The sequence below is a fragment of the Mycolicibacterium brisbanense genome (genome assembly GCF_001570425.1).
In the GTDB taxonomy this organism is placed as follows: Bacteria; Actinomycetota; Actinomycetes; order Mycobacteriales; family Mycobacteriaceae; genus Mycobacterium; species Mycobacterium brisbanense.
Genome location: NZ_BCSX01000044.1, coordinates 111,437 through 132,651 on the forward strand (window position 1 = coordinate 111,437; position 21,215 = coordinate 132,651).

Annotated in this window: 14 protein-coding genes; 4 read left to right on the plus strand and 10 right to left on the minus strand. The window is 67.7% G+C overall.

Annotated elements, in window-relative coordinates; translation table 11 throughout:
* Positions 1-51: 51 nt before the first annotated feature.
* Together RMCB_RS24895 and RMCB_RS24900 are read left to right on the plus strand one after the other, a co-directional pair.
* Entirely contained in the window at positions 52-3,342 is a 3,291-nt protein-coding gene (locus RMCB_RS24895) for an arabinosyltransferase domain-containing protein (protein ID WP_201028346.1), read from the plus strand.
* Entirely contained in the window at positions 3,339-6,557 is a 3,219-nt protein-coding gene (locus RMCB_RS24900) for an arabinosyltransferase domain-containing protein (RefSeq protein WP_062830894.1), read from the plus strand. The genes RMCB_RS24895 and RMCB_RS24900 overlap by 4 nt, the downstream gene beginning before the upstream one ends.
* An 82-nt stretch (positions 6,558-6,639) precedes the next feature.
* On the opposite strand, the gene efeB is transcribed toward RMCB_RS24900, so the two are convergent.
* The 5 genes from efeB to RMCB_RS24925 are packed head-to-tail and all read right to left on the minus strand — an operon-like array spanning position 6,640 to position 11,892.
* Positions 6,640-7,869, minus strand: coding sequence for an iron uptake transporter deferrochelatase/peroxidase subunit (gene efeB, locus RMCB_RS24905; protein WP_062830895.1), 1,230 nt, complete (start codon positions 7,867-7,869; stop codon positions 6,640-6,642).
* 9 nt (positions 7,870-7,878) lie between these two features.
* Positions 7,879-9,915, minus strand: a complete 2,037-nt coding sequence (efeU, locus tag RMCB_RS24910) for an iron uptake transporter permease EfeU (RefSeq protein WP_062830896.1) — start codon at positions 9,913-9,915, stop codon at positions 7,879-7,881.
* A gap of 45 nt (positions 9,916-9,960) precedes the next feature.
* Positions 9,961-10,962, minus strand: coding sequence for a DUF4331 family protein (locus RMCB_RS24915; protein ID WP_062831003.1), 1,002 nt, complete (start codon positions 10,960-10,962; stop codon positions 9,961-9,963).
* A gap of 46 nt (positions 10,963-11,008) precedes the next feature.
* Positions 11,009-11,437 carry an RDD family protein gene (locus RMCB_RS24920; RefSeq protein WP_062830897.1) on the minus strand — a complete coding sequence of 143 codons (429 nt, stop codon included), beginning with the start codon at positions 11,435-11,437 and terminating at the stop codon, positions 11,009-11,011.
* On the minus strand, positions 11,434-11,892 hold the full coding sequence (locus RMCB_RS24925) for a hypothetical protein (protein ID WP_036424714.1): 459 nt from the start codon (positions 11,890-11,892) through the stop codon (positions 11,434-11,436). Before RMCB_RS24925 ends, RMCB_RS24920 begins: the two co-directional genes overlap by 4 nt.
* A 75-nt stretch (positions 11,893-11,967) precedes the next feature.
* Between RMCB_RS24925 and RMCB_RS24930 the strand changes: the two genes are divergently transcribed.
* Positions 11,968-12,435: a hypothetical protein gene (locus RMCB_RS24930; RefSeq protein ID WP_131805578.1), complete on the plus strand. Its 468-nt coding sequence runs from the start codon at positions 11,968-11,970 to the stop codon at positions 12,433-12,435.
* On the opposite strand, the gene RMCB_RS24935 is transcribed toward RMCB_RS24930, so the two are convergent.
* The 5 genes from RMCB_RS24935 to RMCB_RS24960 form a co-directional block, all read right to left on the minus strand.
* The gene (locus tag RMCB_RS24935) at positions 12,409-13,932 is read right to left on the minus strand and encodes a sensor histidine kinase (RefSeq protein ID WP_062830899.1); all 1,524 of its coding nucleotides are present in this window, start codon (positions 13,930-13,932) and stop codon (positions 12,409-12,411) included. The genes RMCB_RS24930 and RMCB_RS24935 overlap by 27 nt on opposite strands.
* Positions 13,910-14,614 (minus strand): response regulator transcription factor, encoded by a 705-nt coding sequence (locus RMCB_RS24940; RefSeq protein ID WP_084388608.1) that lies wholly within the window; start codon positions 14,612-14,614, stop codon positions 13,910-13,912. Before RMCB_RS24940 ends, RMCB_RS24935 begins: the two co-directional genes overlap by 23 nt.
* Before the next feature lie 546 nt (positions 14,615-15,160).
* On the minus strand, positions 15,161-16,579 hold the full coding sequence (locus RMCB_RS24950) for a phytoene desaturase family protein (RefSeq protein WP_062830901.1): 1,419 nt from the start codon (positions 16,577-16,579) through the stop codon (positions 15,161-15,163).
* Positions 16,576-18,342, minus strand: coding sequence for a DUF3556 domain-containing protein (locus RMCB_RS24955; protein ID WP_062830902.1), 1,767 nt, complete (start codon positions 18,340-18,342; stop codon positions 16,576-16,578). Before RMCB_RS24955 ends, RMCB_RS24950 begins: the two co-directional genes overlap by 4 nt.
* A gap of 25 nt (positions 18,343-18,367) precedes the next feature.
* Positions 18,368-19,822 carry a class I adenylate-forming enzyme family protein gene (locus RMCB_RS24960; protein WP_062830903.1) on the minus strand — a complete coding sequence of 485 codons (1,455 nt, stop codon included), beginning with the start codon at positions 19,820-19,822 and terminating at the stop codon, positions 18,368-18,370.
* A gap of 105 nt (positions 19,823-19,927) precedes the next feature.
* Between RMCB_RS24960 and RMCB_RS24965 the strand changes: the two genes are divergently transcribed.
* Complete coding sequence (locus tag RMCB_RS24965) at positions 19,928-21,193, plus strand: PucR family transcriptional regulator (RefSeq protein ID WP_062830904.1); 1,266 nt, start codon at positions 19,928-19,930, stop codon at positions 21,191-21,193.
* The last annotated feature ends 22 nt before the right edge of the window (positions 21,194-21,215 follow it).

A 21,215-nucleotide genomic window follows, 5' to 3' on the forward strand; every position in this document is an offset into this window, starting at 1 on the left:
CGCGGCAGGGGAAACCGGGGTTCACATGTGGGTCGCATACCATCGAGCCTCGTGCCGGGCGATGAGCGACATGAACCAGAGACAGCTAGTGCAGCCACTGACCGGTCCCACATCGCACGCCTGATCGCCATCATCGCCGGCGTCGCCGGTGTGGTGCTGTGCGGTTTGGTACCCCTGCTGCCCGTCAGCCAAACCACCGCGACCATCCTGTGGCCACAGGGCACCGGCAGCGACGGCAACATCACCGACATCACGGCGCCGCTGGTGTCCGGGGCCCCGCAGTCCCTCGACGTGTCGATCCCGTGCACCGCTGTGAGCACCCTGCCGGCGCCCGGCGGGCTGGTGTTCTCCACCATCCCGCCCGGCGGTATCGACGCCACCCGCAACGGGCTGTTCGTCCGGGCCACCGCCGACACCGTCTTCGTGGCGTTCCGCGACACCGTCACCGCGGTGGCTCCGCGGGCCGCGGTGGCCTCCGGCGCCTGCAGCGCCCTGCATGTCTGGGCCAACATTGGCGGCGTCGGCGCGGATTTCGTCGGCATCCCCGGCGCCACCGGCACCGCGGCTGTCGAGAAGAAACCCCAGGTCGCCGGAATGTTCACCGAGCTCAAGGTGGGGCCGCAGCCCGGCCTGTCGGCCCGCGTGGACGTGGATACCCGGTTCATCACCAAGCCGACCGCGCTCAAGATGCTGGTGATGGTGCTCGGAGTGGTCTGCGTGGTGGCCTCGATCGTGGCGCTGGCGGTGCTCGACCGCCTCGGCGGCAGGCGCGTCCCGAATGCGTGGCGCCGGTTCCTGCGGGTGCCGGTCGCGACGTGGATCGCCGACGCAGGCGTCGTCGGGGCGCTGCTGCTATGGCACGTCATCGGCGCCATCTCGTCCGACGACGGCTACAACCTCACCATCGCGCGGGTGTCCGCCGATGCGGGTTACAACGCCAACTACTTCCGCTACTTCGGCACCAGTGAAGCGCCGTTCGACTGGTACCAGTCGGTGCTGGCGCACTTCGCGGCGATCAGCACCGCAGGGGTGTGGATGCGCCTGCCCGCCACCCTGGCCGGCATCGCGACGTGGCTGCTGCTGAGCCGCTGGGTGCTTCCGAGGCTCGGCCGCCGCATGGCCACCAACCGCATCGCGGTGTGGACGGCAGGCGCGGTGTTCGTGGCTGCCTGGCTGCCGTTCAACAACGGACTGCGCCCTGAGCCGCTGATCGCGTTCGGCGTGCTCGCGGTATGGGCGCTGATCGAGAACACCATCGCGACACACCGCCTGTGGCCCGCCTGCCTGGCCATCATCGTGGCGATGTTCAGCGTGACACTGGCCCCGCAGGGCCTCATCGCGCTGGCCCCGCTGCTGGTCGGGGCGCGCGGCGTCGTCGGCATCATCCGCGCGCGGCGCATCGCGCTGCCCGCCCTGGCCGGCCTGGCCGGCTCCGCGGCGCTCGTGTTCGTCATCGTCTTCCGGGACCAGACCCTGGCCACCGTCGCCGAATCTGCTCGCATCAAGTACACCGTCGGGCCGACCATCTCGTGGTACCAGGAATTCCTGCGCTACTACTTCCTCACCGTCGAAGATTCCGTGGACAGTTCGCTGACCCGGCGGTTCGCGGTGCTGACCATGCTGTTGTGCCTGTTCGGCATGATCGCCGTGCTGCTGCGCAAGGGCCGGGTGCCCGGGCTGGCCAGCGGGCCGGTGTGGCGGCTGCTCGGGGTCACCGCGATCGGCCTGCTGCTGCTGCACTTCACCCCCACCAAGTGGGCCGTGCAATTCGGCGAGTTCGCCGGGCTCGCCGGGGCGCTCGGCGGCGTGACCGCGTTCGCGTTCGCCCTCGTCGGCCTGCACAGCCGACGCAACCTCGCGCTGTACGTGACGGCGCTGCTGTTCGTGCTGGCCTGGGCCACCTCCGGCATCAACGGCTGGTTCTACATCGGCAACTACGGCGTTCCGTGGTTCGACCGTCAGCCGGTGATCGCCGGGCATCCGGTGACGTCGATGTTCCTGGTGCTGGCCATCATCACGGGCGTCCTGGCCGGCTGGCTGCACTTCCGCATCGACTACGCCGGGCACACCGAAGTGGCGAACACCCGCCGCAACCGCGTGCTGGCGTCCACCCCGCTGCTGGTGGTCGCGATCATCATGGTCGTGCTCGAAGTCGGCTCCATGGCCAAGGGCTTCGTGCAGCGTTACCCCGTCTACACCACGGCGGCAGCCAACGTGCGGACACTGGCCTCGGGGCTCTCGAATACCAGCTGCGCCATGGCCGACGACGTGCTGGTCGAGGCCGACACCAACGCGGGCATGCTGCAGCCGGTACCGGGCCAGACCTACGGCGAGTACGGGCCGCTCGGCGGGGAGAACCCGGTCGGCTTCAACCCCAACGGCATCAGCGACACGCTGGAGCCGCCGAAACCCGTCGTCGCCAACCCTGGCACCGTGAACTCCGACGGCTCCCCCAACAAGCCCAACGTCGGCATCGCCTACGCCGCGGGCACCGGTGGCGGCTACGGTCCGGTCGGCGTCAACGGATCCCGCGTGTTCCTTCCTTTCGGCCTCGACCCCGCCCGCACCCCGGTGATGGGCAGTTACAAGGAGAACACCGTAGCCGCCAAGGCCACCTCGGCCTGGTACCAGTTGCCGCCACGCAGCCCCGACCGGCCGCTCGTCACCGTCGCGGCCGCCGGAGCCATCTGGTACTACGACGAAGAGCACGAATTCCACTACGGGCAGTCGCTGAAGCTGCAGTGGGGCGTGCACCGTCCCGACGGCAGCTACCAGGCGCTGGACTCGGTGCAGCCGATCGACGTGTTCGCCCAATTCGCCTGGCGCAACCTGCGCTTCCCGCTGGCCTGGGCGCCGCCGGAGGCCAACGTGGCGCGTATCGTCGCCGACGACCCGAACCTGAGCGACGACCAGTGGTTCGGCTTCACGCCGCCGCGGGTGCCGACCCTGCAGACCGCGCAGCAGTTCCTCGGCTCGCAGACGCCCATCATGATGGACATCGCGACCGCCGCGAACTTCCCGTGCCAGCGCCCGTTCTCCGAGCACCTCGGTGTCGCCGAACTGCCGCAGTACCGCATCCTGCCCAACGTCAAGCAAGTGGTGGTGTCGTCGAATATGTGGCAGTCCGCCCAGAAGGGTGGCCCCTTCCTGTTCATCCAGGCGCTGCTGCGCACGTCGACCATCCCGACGTACCTGCGCAACGACTGGTATCGGGACTGGGGCTCGATCGAGAAATACGACCCGGTGGTACCGCCTGAGCTGGCGCCCGTCGCCCACATCGATCAAGGAACCAAGCGAGTGTTCGGCTTCAGCCGGCCCGGACCGATTCGGGCCCTGCCATGACCACGACGGAACTGAAGCCTGCCGAGAGCGCGCCGACGGCGGCGAAGGACGTGAAGACCGCCCGCTGGGTCGCGATGATCGCCGGGCTGATCGGTTTCCTGTGCTCGGTGCTGACGCCGCTGCTGCCGGTGGTCCAGACGACGGCGACGCTGAACTGGCCCCAGGAGGGGCAGCTGAACAGCGTCACGGCGCCGCTGATCACCGAGACTCCGGTCAAGATGACGGCGACGATCCCGTGTGACCTGATCCGCTCCCTGCCGCCCGAGGGCGGCCTGGTGCTGGGCACCGCACCCAAGGAGGGCAGGCAGGCCCCGCTCAACGCGCTGTTCGTCAACGTCACCAGCAAGCGCGTCGACATCACCGACCGCAACGTGGTGATCTCCAGCGTGCCGCGGGAGAAAGCCGTTGGCCCCCCGGGTTGTTCGCGCATCGAGATCACCTCGTCGGAAGCGGGCACATTCGCCACGTTCGTGGGGTTGACGGGTACCGACGGGAAAGAGCTGCGCACCGGCTTCGCCGACCCGAACCTGCGGCCGTCGATCGTCGGCGTCTTCACCGAGCTGAGCGGCCCTGCGCCACAAGGGCTTTCACTGTCGGCAACGATCGACACCCGGTTCACCACGAAACCCACCGCGCTCAAGCTGACGGCGATGCTGCTCGGCATCGCGGCCACCGTGATCGCGGTGCTGGCACTGTGGCGCCTCGACCGGCTCGACGGCCGCCGGATGCACAGCCTGATCCCGTCGCGGTGGCGCACGTTCAGTGCGGTCGACGTGGTGGTGGTCGGCGGTTTCCTGGTGTGGCACGTGATCGGCGCCAACTCGTCCGACGACGGCTACATCCTGCAGATGGCCCGCGTGGCCGATCACGCCGGATACATGTCGAACTACTTCCGCTGGTTCGGAAGCCCGGAAGACCCGTTCGGCTGGTTCTACAACCTGCTGGCGCTGATGACCCACGTCAGCGACGCCAGCATCTGGATGCGGCTGCCCGACCTGATCTGCGCGCTGGTGTGCTGGCTGCTGCTCTCGCGTGAGGTGCTGCCCCGGCTCGGGCCCGCCGTCATCGCTTCCAAGCCCGCGCTGTGGTCTGCCGGCCTGGTGCTGATGGCCGCGTGGATGCCGTTCAACAACGGTCTGCGTCCCGAGGGCCAGATCGCCACGGGCGCCCTGATCACCTACGTGCTGATCGAGCGCGCCATCATCTCCGAACGACTCACCCCCGCGGCGCTGGCGATCATCGCCGCGGCGTTCACGCTCGGTATCCAGCCGACCGGCCTGATCGCGGTGGCCGCGCTGCTGGCCGGTGGCCGCCCGCTGCTGCGCATCCTGGTGCATCGCCGTCGCCGGGTCGGCGTGTGGCCGCTGGTGCTGCCGCTGCTGGCCGCGGGCACCGTGATCCTCACCGTGGTGTTCGCCGACCAGACCCTGGCAACGGTGTTGGAAGCCACCAGGATTCGCACGGCCATCGGACCGAGCCAGGCCTGGTACACCGAGAATCTGCGGTACTACTACCTGATCCTGCCGACGGTCGACGGTTCGCTGTCGCGCCGGTTCGGCTTCATCATCACCGCGCTGAGCCTGTTCACCTCGATGTTCATCATGTTGCGGCGCAAGCGGGTTCCCGGCGTGGCCCGCGGGCCGGTGTGGCGCTTGATGGGCATCATCTTCGCGACCATGTTCTGCCTGATGTTCACCCCGACCAAGTGGGTGCACCACTTCGGTCTGTTCGCCGCCGTGGGCGCGGCGATGGCAGCGGTGGTCACCGTGCTGGCCTCGCCGGTGGTGCTGCGCTCGGCGCGCAACCGCATGGCGTTCACCTCGGCCGTATTGTTCGTCATGGCACTGTGTTTCGCCACCACCAACGGCTGGTGGTACGTCTCCAGCTATGGCGTGCCGTTCAACAACGACAAGCCGGCCATCGGTGGCATCACCGTCAGCGCCATCTTCTTCACGCTGTTCATCGTCACCGGACTGTGGGCATTCTGGCTGCATTTCCGGCCGGGCACCGAGAGCAGGGTGACGCGGTTGCTCACCACGGCACCGGTGCCGGTGGCTGCCGGGTTCATGTGCGTGGTGTTCGTCGGGTCGATGCTCTACGGCGTGGTGCGTCAGGCCGGGACCTACTCCAACGCGTCGTCGAACCTGCAGGCACTGGCCGGTGGCTGCGGGTTGGCCGACGACGTCCTGGTCGAACCCGACCCCAACAACGGCTTCTTGACCCCGCTGCCCGGGGACTACGGCCCACTTGGGCCGCTTGGCGGCGCGGCACCGACCGGCTTCACCCCCAATGGCGTGCCGGATCACATTGTCGCCGAGGCGATCCGGCTGACAGTGCCGATGCCCGGCATCGACTCCGACTGGGACGCCGCGGCCAAGCTGAAGACCCCCGGCATCAACGGGTCGACCGTGCCGCTGCCCTACGGCCTCGACCCGGCCCGGGTGCCGGTGGCAGGCAGCTACGTGGAAGGGCCTGCGCAACAGGAGAGCAAGCTCGCGTCGGCCTGGTACCAGCTGCCCGCACCCGACGCCGGGCATCCGCTGGTGGTCGTCACCGCCGCCGGAACCATCACGGGCAACAGCGTTTTCAACGGCCGCACCGAGGGCCAGACCGTCGAGCTGGAATACGGGCGTCCGGGTCCCGGCGGTGCGCCGGTGGCCGCGGGCCGGCTGGTTCCGTATGACCTCGGGCCCATCCCGTCGTGGCGCAACCTGCGGTTCGACCGCAGCCAGATCCCGGCCGACGCGACGTTCGTGCGCATCATCGCCGAGGACAAGTCCCTGACCCCCGGCGACTGGATCGCCGTCACCCCGCCGCGGGTGCCCGAGGTCAAGACCGTGCAGCAGTACATCGGCTCGGAGCAGCCGGTGTTGATGGACTGGGCGGTGGGCCTGGCCTTCCCGTGCCAGCACCCGATGCTGCACGCCAACGGTGTCACCGAGATCCCGAAGTTCCGCATCACCCCGGACTACAACGCCAAGATGAAGGACACCGACACCTGGGAGGACGGCCTCAACGGTGGCCTGCTGGGCATCACCGATGTGCTTCTGCGGCAACATGTCATGGCGGCCTACCTCAACAAGGACTGGGGCCGCGACTGGGGCTCGCTGCGCAAGTTCGACACCATCGTCGACGCGAAGCCGGCCACGATCGAACTCGGCACCGCCACCCACAGCGGGCTCTACAAACCGGGCAAGATCCGCATCAAGCCGTAGTTTCTGGTCAACTGCTGCCGCGAGCGTGAACTGAGTGCGAAAAATCGCGGCGACATTCGCACTCAGCGCACGCTCGCGGTGATCAGCTCAGCAAAGCCTTTGCGTACCAGTCACGGTCGTCGGCCAGACCCGGCAACGCGAAGAAGTAGCCACCGCCGAACGGCTGCACATAGTCGACGAGGGGTTCGTCGTCGAGGCGGCGCTGCACGGTCTCGAACTGCCGGTCGATGTCCTGCTGGAAACACACGAAGACGTGCCCGGACTGCATGTTGCCGTTGCGGTCGACGCCCAGGTCGTAGTTGTAGGACCGGCGCAGCAACCGCTGGTTGTCGGTGGCGGGCGTGCGTGGATTCGCCAGCCGGATGTGGGCGTCGAGCGGGATGGTCTTGCCTGCCGGGTCGGCGGCGTAGTCGGGATTGTCGAACTCGTTGTTGCCGTCCAGCGGCGCCCCGCTGTCGCGGCGGCGACCGAACATGCGCTCCTGCTCGTTGATCGACACGCGGTCCCAGAACTCGACGAGCATCCGGATGAGCCGGACCACCATGTAACTGCCGCCGTGCGACCAGGCCGGCTCGGCCGGGTCGGTCACCCAGATCAGGTTGGCGGCGTCTTGTGAAACCGGGTTTCCGGTGCCGTCCTTGAAGCCGAGCAGGTTGCGGCCGGTGCCCGACGGGCGTGGCGGTGAGTTGTATCCGTCGATGCGCCACCGCATCTGCATCGAGCCACGCACGCTGCGCATGATGTCGCGCAGCGCGTGGTGCACGGTGTCGGGATTGTGTGCGCACAGCTGCACCAGCACGTCGCCGTGCGTCCACTGCGGATCGGGAAAGTCGTTGGGGAACAACGTCATCGGCTTGAGCTTGGCGGGTTTGCGATCGGCAAGGCCGTATCGCCCGTCAAACAGGCTGGCGCCCAGCGCGACCGTGACGGTCAGCCCGTCGGCGGGGATCACCGGGCCCAGCACCGCACTGTCGGCAGGCGGCTGCGATATCCCGAGTTCGGGCGGCGTGCCGCCGCCGGTCAGGAACCGGGCCCGCTCGGTGAGGGCGGCGAAAGTCTGTGCCAGCCCGGCCTTGTCCTTGGCGGTGACGTCAAAGGCGATGTGGCTGGCGAAATTCTGTTTCTCGGCCGGCGGTGGCGTCAGGATGCCGGACTGGTGCTCGGCGTGGAACGGATAGCGCTCGGGCGGTGCGGCGACGGTCGCCGCGTTGGCGTCCACCGCCTTGCCTTCGAGCAGCACGGCACCGGTGATCGCGGTTCCCGCGGCACCTGCGGCGGCGCCACGCAGGAAATGCCTTCGACTGACATCCATTTGCGGCTCCTAACGGCTGACCGGTAGTTCGATGACGAGCGGCACCGAGGCCAGCGTCTCCAGTGCCTGTCCCAACGCCGCGTTGACGGCGGCACGCTGCGCGGCAGACGCCTGACTCAGCGGCACCCAGCGGGTCGCACGCAACGCGGCATCCAGTGCGTCGAGGTCAGAATTGGCCTGCCCCAACAACTTCGGTGCCCGCGGCGTGATCAGTGGGGCGAACTGGCCGAGTACGGCGCGGGTCGCCTCGACCGACGCGGCGGTCTCGGCGTACTCGGTGCCCGCGCCCTGGTTGGTGTAGCCGGCCAGTTGGAACCGCAGCATGTCCTCGAGAATCTCGTGCGGCCGTTTGGTCTGGTCGGCGGGCTCGAGCATGGCATCGGACAGGTTGACCCGCAGCTTGGCCACTTCGGTGGCCAGCGCATCGGCGACGGGCATCAGCTGGGTGGGCGGCTGTCCGTGCCACAGGCCGTATTCGAGGCGGCGCAAGCCGGCGAAGTCGGGGTCGTCGACACCGCCGGGCAGGCCGTGGGGCAGGCCCGCGATGGCGTCGCCGTAGTCGCCGAAGCTGCCGTATGCGGCGCCGACGCGGTTCCAGGTCAGCATCGCGGCGGTCCAATCCGCTTTGGCCGCACCGGTGTTCCCGTCGGCAAGGTCGGCCCTGATGCGGTGCACCTGGTCGCTCAGCGTCGCGAGCAGACCGTCGACGTAGAACTGGTAGGCCGCCATGGCCGGCTTCAGGTCGTCTTCGGTGACCCGCACGATCGGCGCCGGGGCGCCCGGAACATCCTGTCCGCTGACCTGTTTGGCCTGCGAGACCACCGCGGGCTTCCCCGCCAGCAGGCACGTGAACTTGTAGCTGCCGGAGCCCAGATTGGCCGTCATCGGCGCGCTGGTGGCCGGGCCGAGGGTTTCGATCTCGGCGACGACGCCGTTGTTGGCGTCCACCAGGTTGATCTCGCCGGTCTTGCCGGACTTGTTGACGACGGTGAACGTCTGGTTGCCCGCGCGCACGGTGGACCAGTCCGCCGCGCACGAGTCCGCGGTTACGGTCACCCGGGTGGCGTCGGCGGAGGCGCCGGGCAGCAGCGCGATGACCGCGGCGGCGAGCACGGCGGGCACCACGACGACGGCGACGGCCACCGCGACCGGCCGGTGGGCGATCAACCGGCTCACAGCGGAGGGTTCCGCCGGCTCTGTCGGTTTCACCGGCGCCGGGGCCTGCCGCGACGAGCGCAGGAAGGCCGGTATGACGACGACGAGGTAGCCGGCCCACGCCAGCACCTGCAGCACGGTCATGCGTGGGGTCAGCTGGGTGATGCCGGTGACGATGGTGACCCACCACGAGTCGGCGGAGATGTGACCGCTGAGGTCGAAGGCGTACCAGGACCGGCCGGGTAGCCAGCCCGCGGTCTGCAGATCACCGATGCCGTAGGCGAGGATGCCCGCGGCGATGACGATGAGCACCACGGCCGTGCGGGTGAAGAAGGTCTTGAGGTTCATCCGGACCGATCGCCGGTACAGCAACCAGCACAACACGACGGCGATCGCGAGGCCGACGGCGCCGCCGAGGATGGGGCCGATCGATTCCCCGGCGGCCTTGGCCGCGGTCCAGAAGAACAGCGTGGTCTCCAGGCCTTCGCGGGCGACCGCCAGGAAGGCGGTCAGCGCCAGCGCCCCGGACCCGAGCATCAACGCCTCGGCCACCTTGCCACTGAGCTCGCCGGACAGGTGGGCCGCGGTGCGCGACATCCAGAAGATCATCGCGGTGACCAGCACCACCGCGAGGATGCTCAGCAAGCCACCGACGATGTCCTGGCCCACGCCGCCGAGTGAGCTCGTCGTCGCGCTCAGCACCGTCGCGAAGCTCGCGGACACCGTCAGCGCACCCAGCAAACCGAGCCAGACAGGCGCGGTGGGCCGGCGGACACCGTCGGCCAGCGGGGATTTGTGCACGGCAGCCAGCAGGATGCTCACCACCAGGCCCGCTTCCAGGCCTTCCCGCAAACCGATCAGCAGGTTCGGCACCGCGTCGGATAGCGTCACCTAATTAAGGTAAGGCACACCAACTGAGAGGCCGCTGTGGATACCTCAGTGCGGCGGCCCCAGATACGGGAACACCTGCAACGTATCGGTGTGCGGGCTCAGGCCTGACGGCGGGCAGTCGCCCTTGGTCAGCGAAGCCAGCCGATAGTCGATCACGTCGTCGGTGAACACGCGGCCGTTCGGATACTTGGCCGGCTTCGACGGGTCGAACGTCAACATGTCCGGCAGGATGCCCTCGGCGTCGATGGCGGCGATCGCCTCGTCGTCCGAGTAGCCACCGGTATGCCCCAGCAGGTGGATGAACTGAGCCATCCAGCGCTCCCGGTCGTGGATCGGCACGCTGGCGTTGTACTCCAGCTTGGTGTCGTCGGTGTTGAAGAAGCTGCTGACCGACGGATGCCCGGCGCGGTCCACATGCTGCAGCTCACCATCGACACGCACGCTGCACCGACCCCAGATCCGGATGTCCGGGTCGGCGCCGAGCTGCTCGGTGGGTAACTCCATGACCATCGAGCACACATTGGCCTCGGTGTTGGAATCCACACCTGTCCACGGGTATTGGCCGCTGAGGTGCAGGGCCGTGAAGTTGCGGCCGCCGCGGATGTCGAAGAGGTTCTTGACGCCGTCGAAGTCGAAGAAGAAGGCGTCGCTGCGGGCACCGGCGAAGAACGTGTAGTCATCGGTGCGGGCGATCACCGGTTCCTTCCCGAACGACACCTCGACGCCACCGAAGATCCGCTCCCCCACGGCCTCGGGGGATTCCGCGTCGTCACCGGTGGCCAGGTACACGTCCACGGTCTGACGGCCGTCGACCGGCTGGGAGAACACGTAGCTGAACGCGATGTCGTTGCGCAGGTCGCCGTCGTTGTCGATGGCCAGCCGGTAGATGGCGTCCGGGTGCAGAAAGTCGGCTTGCGGATTGGCGTTGAGGATCAGCACCGTGCGGGCCGGGTCCGCCGGTGACTGGAAGGCGTACAGGTCGCACAGATCGAGTCGCTGATCGCCCAGCGGTGGCCCGAGGCTCAACCCGGTGAAGTGGTTCGACATGACGCTCATCCAACCGTGTGGACCGCCGCGCCGCAGCGGAACCGGATTACACCCGGGCGTAGACCACCCGACTGCCCAAGACGATGTCCTGCAACGACCTTCGCCGTGCGTCGACCACCACCCACAGCAGGCCGACCGGGAACAACACGTAGGCCACCGCGCGGACGAGCGCCACCACCGGTCCGAGTCGCTCGGACCGCCGACCCACCACCCGCAGCCCCATGACCACGGCTCCGACCGTGCAGCCCGACACCACCCAGCAGCCCGCGAGGTAGAGAACCGACACCGCGAACATCACCACCGACGAGAAGATCGCGGAAACGGTCGGCAGGCTGAATGTGGTGGGGCCGAACATCAATCGCGTCAGGATCAGGCCGACGTACAACGCCGAGAGCACGATACCGACGACGGCCAAGTCGATGACCGCAGCCACCCCCCGGCTCACGATGCCCGCCGGGCGCGCCTCCTGACTCACGACGGGTCCCGGTCGCGCCCCAGCAACCGGTCGACGAAGCCGGACACCATATCGTCGGCCCGCTCGCCCTGGCTGCGGACGTCGGTCATCACCTCGGCGGTCACCGAATCGGTGGACCTGCGGATGATTGTCGGCAGATCGATGCCGTCGACCACCTCATTGGCCAGACCGACGAGGTCGACGCGCTGCCGCACCAACTCGTTGAGGTCGAGTTCATCCAGGACCATGTCGACGACCTGCACGGCCACGGCCGTCACGAGCGCCTTCACCGGTTCGATGCCGGCGGCGATGACACGCTCACCGCGTTGCGACAGATCTCCACGCACCTGCTTGAGCAGACCACCCAGCACGGGCAACCGCTCAGCGCCGCGATAGACCGCGACCACGCCGCCGACGGCGGTTGCTGCCGCGCCCGCGGCAACCGTCACCGCGGGATGATCCTCGAGGCCTGACACGGTTCGAATGGTAGCCGCGCAGTGGTTGGCCGAACTTGGGATCGGTAACCGCGCCGGTGCTCTCTACTGATGACCATGACGAGACGATCCGTGCTCATCGCGACCGCCGCGGCCTTCGCCGCTGGGTGCGTCATCAATCCCGCTGTCGCCGCGGCCGATACACGTGTGCACCTGCAAACCCCGTCCGGCAACATCCGCTGTGTGCTCGACATCTCGCCCGCCACCGACGCCCCGGTGGCCCTCTGCCAGATCAGCGACCACACCTACGTCGCGGGGGCGTCGCGGGACGAGACCACCGGTGCGGCCTGCCCGTCGGGCAACGCGGGCCGCGACTTCCGTCTCGACGCGGGCCAGCCCGCGTTCCTGCGGTGCTCCTACGCCGCACTCGACGGCGGCGCCGGCGTGTGGGAGACCGCTGACGACGGCCAGTCCACCTCGTTGGGCCCGATCACCTGTGTCAGCGAGGTCGCGCGCATGACGTGCACCGACACGGACAGCGGACACTTCTTCCGCGTGTCACGCGAGAGTTATCAGTTGGGCTGACCGGACTCTCGGCAGGCTGATGGTGAACGTGGTTTCCCCAGGGACACTGCGTACCGAGACAGTTCCCTTGTGGGACTTGACAAGTGAGGAGACGATCGCCAAGCCGAGACCCGTGCTGCCTGCCCGGCGGGACCGCGACGAGTCGCCGCGGGTGAAGCGTTCGAAGATCTCGGGCAGCTGGTGTTCGGGGATGCCGGGACCATTGTCGGTGACCGTCAGCAGCGCCGTGTGGTCGTCGGGACACGTCAGTGTGGTGTTGACGTGGGTGCCCGGCGGGGTGTGAATCCGGGCGTTGGTCAACAGATTCGCGAGCACCTGATGCAGGCGCAGGCTCTCGCCGGAGACGATGACAGGTTCGTCGGGCACGTTGACCGACCACTGGTGGGTAGGTCCGGTGACCCGCGCATCCATGACGATGTCGGCGGTGAGCAAGCACAGGTCGACGTCGCTGCAGTCCAGTGGCCGCCCGGCGTCCAGGCGCGCCAACAACAGCATGTCCCCGACCAGTTGGGTCATGCGCTTGGCTTCTGCGTCGACGCGCCCGATGGCGTAGGCCAAATCTGGCGACAGCTCCGAAGGAGCACGCAGAGCGACCAATTCGGTGTAGCCGCTGATGCACGCCAGCGGGGTACGGAGTTCGTGACTGGCGTCGGCGACGAACTGACGCACCCGCATCTCGCTGGTGTGCCGGGCCGACAACGCGTCCGCTATACGATCCAGCATCTGGTCGAACGCCATGCCGAGCTGACCGACTTCGGTGTACGGGGACTGCGGCCCGGTGCCGACAAGGACTGTGGGAAAACGTACTTCGCCTCGGTCGAGCTCGAGCTGCGCGATGCGCCGGGCCGCCAGGGCGACGCGGGACAGCGGGGCGAACTGCCTGCGGATGACGACCACACCGGCGACCGTCGCCACGAGCAAGGCCACCGCCGCGACCGCCCAGAAGATGCCCATCAGCGAGACCAGGGTCCGGTTCACACCGTCGAGCGACAGACCGGCCACCACGAGATTGCCGTCGGAGGCGGGCGTGGCGATCAGCTCGTATTCGCCTATGCCGTCGAGGAATGCGCGCACGGGACGACTGGTGGGCACGTCGACAAGCACGCTCGCCGCAGCCGGCGACAATTGGTCGCGTGAACCATCGGTGGTGATGACAGCGGCTTCGGTGATCCGGCCGCCGACGACGACCGCGCCGACGGTGCCCGTGGATTGCCCTGGCGCATCGAGGAATACCGGCCCCGGCCCGTCGAAGTGGACGCCCGGCGGCGGGCCGAGGTCGTAGAACGTCACCGACCGGGACGCCGCGTCGCGCACCTGGCTGTCGAGTTGGCGCATCAGGAATCGTTCTGTCGCCAGCAGGGTCCCGGCACCGACGACCGCACATACGCACGCCAGCAGCACCACGAGCACCATCACCAGCCGGGCCTGCAGCGACCACGTGCGCGGACTGCGGATCCGCGCGGTCAGCGAGAGTTCAGCGGGGCGGTTTGAGGACATAACCGACTCCACGAACGGTACGGATCAACGGGGTGCGTCCGGCGTCGATCTTGCGCCGGAGGTAGGAGATGTAGAGTTCGACGACGTTGGAGCGCCCATCGTCGTCATGGTTCCAGACCCGTTGCAGGATCTGCGCTTTGGTCAGCACGCGTTGCTGATTGCGCATCATGAACCGGAGCAGTTCGAATTCGGTTGCCGTCAATTGGATCTCGTCGCCACTTCGGGTCACCTCATGGCTGTCCTCGTCGAGGATCAGGTCGGCGACGATCAGCCGGGCATCGCCGGTGTCGGCGGCCACGCCACTGCGCCGCATGAGCGCCCGCAACCGCAACACCAGTTCCTCGACGCTGAACGGTTTGGTCACGTAGTCGTCGCCGCCGGCCGCGAGCCCCGCGATGCGGTCCTCCAGCGCCTCCTTGGCCGTCAGCAGCAGTAACGGCAGCTCCGAGCGCGCGCCGCGCAGCCTCTGGAGCACGTCCAGCCCGGACATATCGGGCAGCATGATGTCCAGGACAACCACGTCCGGCGGGTCCTGCTGCGCCAGCCGCAGGGCGGTCGCGCCGTCGGCCGCCGTCGTCACCTTCCAGCCTTCGTAGCGCAGCGCCATCGAGACCAGTTCAGCGAGCCCGGGTTCGTCGTCGACCACCAGGACGCGGATCGCGCTTCCATCGGCACGGGTCATCACGGATCTGGCCGTCACGGATGTCTGCACCATCCGATCGTCGTGGCCCGGGTTAGCCGTCGCCTGTGGGGTTGATGTGCAAGAGCTATGGATGTGATGCAGGGGCGTGCGGTGCGCTGACCCGCACCGCACGCCCTATTGCATCCGTCAGCGTCCGGGGCCGGGCGGGCCAGGCTGCGGCGCGGGCGGTCCGGGTTGGCACGGCTGCAGCGGAGGGCACGGCGCGGGCGCGGGGCCGGGCGCTCCTGGTCCCGGCGGTGGCGGTGGGTCCGCACTGGCTACTCCGACGCCAAAGCCCAACGCCGCCAAGGACAAGCCGGCCGAGACCGCGAGCGTTCCCAGCAGGCTACGTGTGACACTGTTCGACAATCATCTCTCCCTTCATCACGAAATGTTCGTTGCGGCAGAGACGTTATCGACCGAGGTTATCCGAGTTCTGGCAAAAGAATATGCGTGAGCTATGTAACGGTTCTTTTTTCCCCGCGAGCAGACGCGAAAGTCCGCGACACGCCGGTTTTCACGGACTTTCACGTCTGCTCGCGCGGGTTAACGGGCCAGATACTTCAGCGCGAGCTGCGCCGCGTTGGCCCCGCACATACCGTGAGCGCCCGGGCCGGGCGGCGTCGCTGCCGAACAGATGTACATCCCGGGAACACCAAGCCGGTAGGGCTGCAACGTCATCCGAGGTCCGAACACCAGTTGTCGAATGTCCTTGGCACCCGTGCAGATATCGCCACCGACATAGTTGGGGTTGTACACCGACATCTCGGTGGTGGTGCGCACGGCCATCCCGACGATGCGGTCCCGAAAACCCGGCGCGAACCGTTCGAACTGGCCGATGATCGCCTCGGTGGCATCGCCGGTATAGCCCTGCGGCACATGGGCATACGAGTAGATCGGGTTGACGTCGCCGACCGAACGTTGCGGGTCGGCCAGATATTGCTGCCCCACCAGGACGAACGGCCGCTGCGGCATGCGCCCGGCGTGGATATCCCGTTCGGTGCCCGCGATTTCGTCGAAGCTGCCCCCCAGGTGCACGGTGCCGGCCTTACCGACCTGCGGGTTGCGCCACGGCACCGGGCCCTGCACGGCGAAATCCACCTTGAACGCGCCGGGCCCGTACCGAAACTTGCTGAACTGCTTGGCAATTCGGCGTGGCAGCCGGTCACCGAGGATATCGGCGACGGCGGTCGGCGCGAGATCGAACATGGTGATGTCGGCGGCAGGCAGCTGAGCAGCCGAGGTCACCCGGACACCGGTCTGCACCTTGCCGCCGTGCTCGGCGAGCACCGCGGCGAGCGCATCGGTGATCGACTGCGAGCCGCCCGCGGCCACCGGCCAGCCGTGCCGATGCCCTGCGGTGATGATGCCCAGGCCGATCGCCGAGGTCAGCGGGCGATGCAGCGGCTGAAAGGTATGTGCGGCAACGCCTCCGAACAGCGCCCTGGCCTGCGGGGTGCGGAACAGCCGGCTCAGTGCCGAGGCGGGCAGGACCGTCGGCGCCCCGAACCGGGCCAGCGCGATCGGGTGTTTCGGCACCCGCAGCAGCGGGCCCATGATGTCCTGCGCGAGCGTGTCGAAGCGGGCCGACGGGCCACCGAACAACGCCTTCCAGCGGGTGCCGTCGGCGCCCAGCCCGGCGGCGGTGTCGTCGACGCTGCGCCACAGCAAGCCCGCCCCGCCGTCGTCGAGCGGGTGCGCGCAGTCGATTTCGGGTAGGCGCCACTCGATCGGTAGATCCAGTCCGGACAGGAAGGCCGAGCCGACCGCCATCGGATGGATCGCTGCGCAGTGGTCGACGACGAGGCCCGGCCCGAAGTCACCAAGGGGGCCCTCACCCGATCGCACCCCACCACCGATCTCGTCCTTGGCCTCCAACACCGTGACGTCCACGCCGCCGGCTGCCAAGGTGATGGCGGCAGCGAGCCCGTTGGGCCCGCTACCGACGACCACCGCGGTAGTCATGCCTGGACTCCGGCCCGGCGCCACGTCACATTCAGCGGGATCGGGCCGTTGGGCAGCCACGGCTGCTCCTCGACCAGGTCCGCGACGTTCCAGGTGCCTCGCTCGATGACTCCGAGGGCCGCGTCGATCACCTTGTACTCCTGGGTCTTCTTGTGGATCGGCTGCGATTCGACCCACGCGATCACGAACTCACCGGGCTCGAACTGGGCTTCGGTCTGGATGGCCCGGATCAGATCTTCATTGTGCAGGTGCCCGTCACCGAAGTTGAACCCGATGATGGTGTTGCAGGACATCTCGCCCTCCCGCACCGTGCGGGTGTCGATGTCGGGCAGGTTCTTCAGCAGCACCGAGTACAGGCCGCGACCCTGGCTGTGCATGGCCCGCCATGCCGTCACCTGCTGGGTGAACGCCTCGGCGACCACCGGATCCCAGCCGAAGTTGATGTACTGGTCGACCGTGTTGGGCGAGGACCGGGTGACCCGGTTGAGCTTCTGTTCGGCGCCCGGCGTGAACGTCCACACCGCCGAGGCCCAGTTGCCGGCATACTGCCGCATCGCGGGCAGGAACGACACCAGGTCGGGACGCAGATTGCCCAGCACCGGGAAGAAGCACAACCCGATCAGCAGCACGATGGTGAGCCACGGTGAGGACATGTCCCACACCGCATACCCGTTCCAGTTCGGGAAACCCACGAACAGGAACACCGTGGCGTAGGCGAACAGCACATTCCACTCCACCGGCACCGCCAGCGGGAACGTCGAGATGATGAACAGGTGGAAGCACACCATCACGGCTGCGGCGCAGAACGTCAGCCACGGCCACGGTGACAGCAGCAGTGCCAGCGGTGCGACGATCTCGACGAAACTGCCGGGACCGTGAGCCATGAACGTGGCGAGGTGCGACGAGCGCAGGTCGTGCGGGAAGTTGCGGTAGTGCGCGCGCTTGAGCCACTTGAACGGAAGCGTCGGACTGTTGCTCACCATCGGCGGGATGACGTTGGTGAAATGCAGACCGAACTTCGAGATCCCGGCCCAGATCCACACCGTGCCGATCAGCAGCTTGCCCGCGATGATCATGTCGACGAACGGCAGCGTGGTGAAGAACAGCAGTGCAGGCAGGTACTGCTCACCGCGGGCCGCCAGGAAGATGGTCTTGTCGCGCAGGCCGATCAGCACCAGCAGCACCATGGGAACGATCAGCAGGGCGGGGTTGACCAGGCCGGAGGTGTTGTCCGGCAGCACTTTCGACAGTGAGTCGCTGTGCACGCCGGGTGCCACCAGCGCCACGGTCACGCTGACGATCAGCGCCAGGTAGACGGTGACGTCGAACCACGTGCGCCGGTCGCCATTGGTGAACGGCACCGCCTTCCAGGGCCGCAGCCGAATGGTGTTGACCTTGGCCCAGAATCGGAAGCCACCTGTCATCGGTTTGGTCTTGCCCGCCAGCGGCCCCCATGATCCGGCGAGCCCGATGAGCTCGAGCAGGATGGTCCACAGGATCAGCTTCTGGTAGACGATCGGTTGGTTCCACCACCCCGAGACGTGCCAGAACGCCGGCAGATGCGATGTGACAGTGGCGATCACGACACCGCCGAGGGCGTAGAAGAACACCAGCTTGACGATGTAGAGCACATGGATCATGCGGGGCACACCGAGGCCGTGATCGGCCCACTTGGTGGTCATGATGCGGATCCGCTCCATCAGGGGCTGGCGCAGAAAGTCTTCCAGGTCGACGTCGGGCAGCGTCGGCGTGACGAATCCCATGATGAGCTCCTTCGGTGGGATCAGGTTAGTTCTGGGTGGCGGTGAAAGTTTTGCGCAGCGACGGCTTGTCGATCTTGCCGACGGGGTTCTTGGGAAGCTCGTCGAGCAGCGTGATCTCCACGGGCAGTTTGTATTTCGACAGCGAGTCACGGAGGTGCGCAACGATCTCGTCAGCGGTGAGATCGGTACCGGTGTTCAGCGAGGCGAACAGCACCGGCTCCTCGCCGTAGAGTGCACTGGCCCGCCCGACGACGGCCGCCTCGGCGATCTCCGGGAGTTGGTAGACGACGGACTCGATCTCCTTGGGATAGATGTTCTCTCCGCCGCGGATGATCATGTCTTTGGCCCGGTCGACCAGCACCAGGTAGCCCTCGTCGTCGAACCGCCCCACGTCACCGGTGTGCAGCCAGCCGTCGACGATGGTCTTGGCGGTCTCGTCCGGGCGGTTGAGGTAGCCCCGCATCACGTTGGGCCCCTTGATGATCACCTCGCCGATCTCGCCGTCGGGAACTGTCCGCCCGGCCGGGTCGACGATGCGAATCTCCTGGCCCGGCAACGGGATTCCGACGGTTCCCGGCTTACGCTTGCCGTTGAGCGGGTTGCCGGTGCTGGCGCACGACCCCTCCGACAGGCCGTAGCCTTCGATGAGCCCGATGCCGTAGCGGTTCTCGAAGCGCTCCAGGAGTTCGACGCTGGCGGGCGCCGCGCCGCACACCGCGAACCGCACCGAACTGGTGTCCGGCTGCACCTCGGCCGGCAGGCCGGCGAGCATGGTGTAGATCGTCGGCACCGCGGAAAAGTAGGTGGCCCTGGTGCTTTCGATGCGCGGGAAGAACGTGGCCGGGTTGAACCGGCCCGCGATGGTGGCCCGCCCACCGGCGATGAGCGGCGACAGGATGCTCACCACGATGCCGTTGACGTGAAACAGCGGCAGGATCAGCAGGCTGTGGTCCGAGGAGGTCAGCTCGAAACCCTCGATCACCATGGCGCACATGGCGTTGATGTTGCCGTGGTCGAGCATGACGCCCTTGGGACGGCCCGTGGTACCGCTGGTGTAGATCAGCAGGGCCAGCGCGTCGTCGGTGTTGTCGATCGGGTCTGCGCCGTCGGGGTCGCCGGTGAGGTCGTCCACGCGAAGAATCGGGATATCGGCGTCCACCGCACGGTCGGCGATCAGCACCACCGATCCGGCGTCGGCCACCTGGTACGCGACTTCGGCAGGCACCAGGGTCGGGCTGATCGGGGTGACGGCCGCTCCGAGTCGCCACGCGGCGAAGAGCGCGACGACGAACTCGGTGCGGTTGGGGAGCATGACGGCCACGACGCTGCCAGGCCGGACACCGTGCGCCCGCAGGGCCGCGGCGGCGCGGCGGACAGCGTCGAGGAACGCGCTGTTGTCCAGGTCGAGGTGGTCGTCGGCGACGGCGGGAGCATGTGGTGCGGCGGCGGCGCGGCGGTCGGGCAGAGTGGAGAGGGACATGTCACGACAGTAGAAATTTGTGCTCCCCACCACACCGTCGTACGCCGATGAAGTCGACCTGGCGGTTTGTCGCCGGGGAACAAATACACGTTCTAGGGTCAGGACATGGACACCGCTGTCGCAGCTGCCTCGGCCGTTGTGATGGACAGCCTGATCGCCCGCCAGAGCGCGGTGAGCCGCAGCGTCCAACAGGCGCTGGCCAGCGACATCACGCAGCTGCGCGGCGACCCCGAATTGGTGCAGCTGCTCGGGGCCAGCGTCGCGGGCAACGTCGAGACCATCTTCCATGCGCTGCGCCATGACATATCGCTGGGCAACATCGAGCCGCCGACCGCGGCGCTCGAATACGCCCGCCGCGTAGCCCAGCGCGGAGTGCCGATGGACGCGCTCGTGCGGGCGTACCGGTTAGGCCATGCCCTGGTGATCGACGCGGCCTCCGACGAGATCAACGCCTCGGGTCTGGACGCGCGGATCGGTTTGGCGGTGTTCGAGCGCATCACGTCGGTGTCGTTCCGCTACATCGACTGGATCAGCCAGCAGGTGGTGGTCGTCTACGAAGAGGAACGCGAACGCTGGCTGGCCAATCAGAACAGTGCCAGGGCGCTGCGGGTGCGCGAGGTTCTCGCGACGCCGCTGTCGGCCGCAGTGGCCGACCCTGACACCCTCACTGCCGCATTGCGGTATCCGATGCAGCGCACGCATCTGGCACTGGTGTTGTGGTGGCCTGCCGATTGCGACCGCGACGACGGGCTCGGCCGCCTCGAGATTCTGCTGCGCGATCTGGCTGAAGCCGTTGGCGCGCACGGCAGTCCGCTGTTCGTCGCAGCCGACCGCAACACCGGTTGGGGCTGGATACCGCTGTCGGCGATGGCAGCGGCGAGTGCACTCGACACCGCCCGCGACTTTCTCGGCGCTCAGCGTGATGCGCCCGCGGTGGCGCTCGGCACGCCGTTGCGGGGTGTCGACGGCTTCCGCAGGTCCCACCGCCAAGCCGTGCGGGCCCGCGTCGTCGCGATCGCCGCGGGCAGCGGTGGCGTCACCGCGGCGACCGATCCCGGTCTGGCCGCCGCGGCACTGATGGGTGAGAACCTCGACGCGGCACGGGGATTCGTCACCGATACGCTCGGCGAACTGGCTTCCGACACCGCCAACGACGCGCGGCTGCGCGAGACCTTGCGCGTCTACCTGGCCGACGGCGCGAGCTACAAATCCGCGGGCGAGAAACTCAATCTGCACTTCAACTCGGTGAAGTACCGGGTCAGCCGGGCGATCGAACGCCGCGGCCGCCCCATCGATGAGGACCGGCTGGACGTGGAACTTGCTCTGCTGCTGTGCCATTGGTACGGCGCGGCAGTGTTGGCCACGGGCTGACCCCCTGGGCGAGCAGACACAG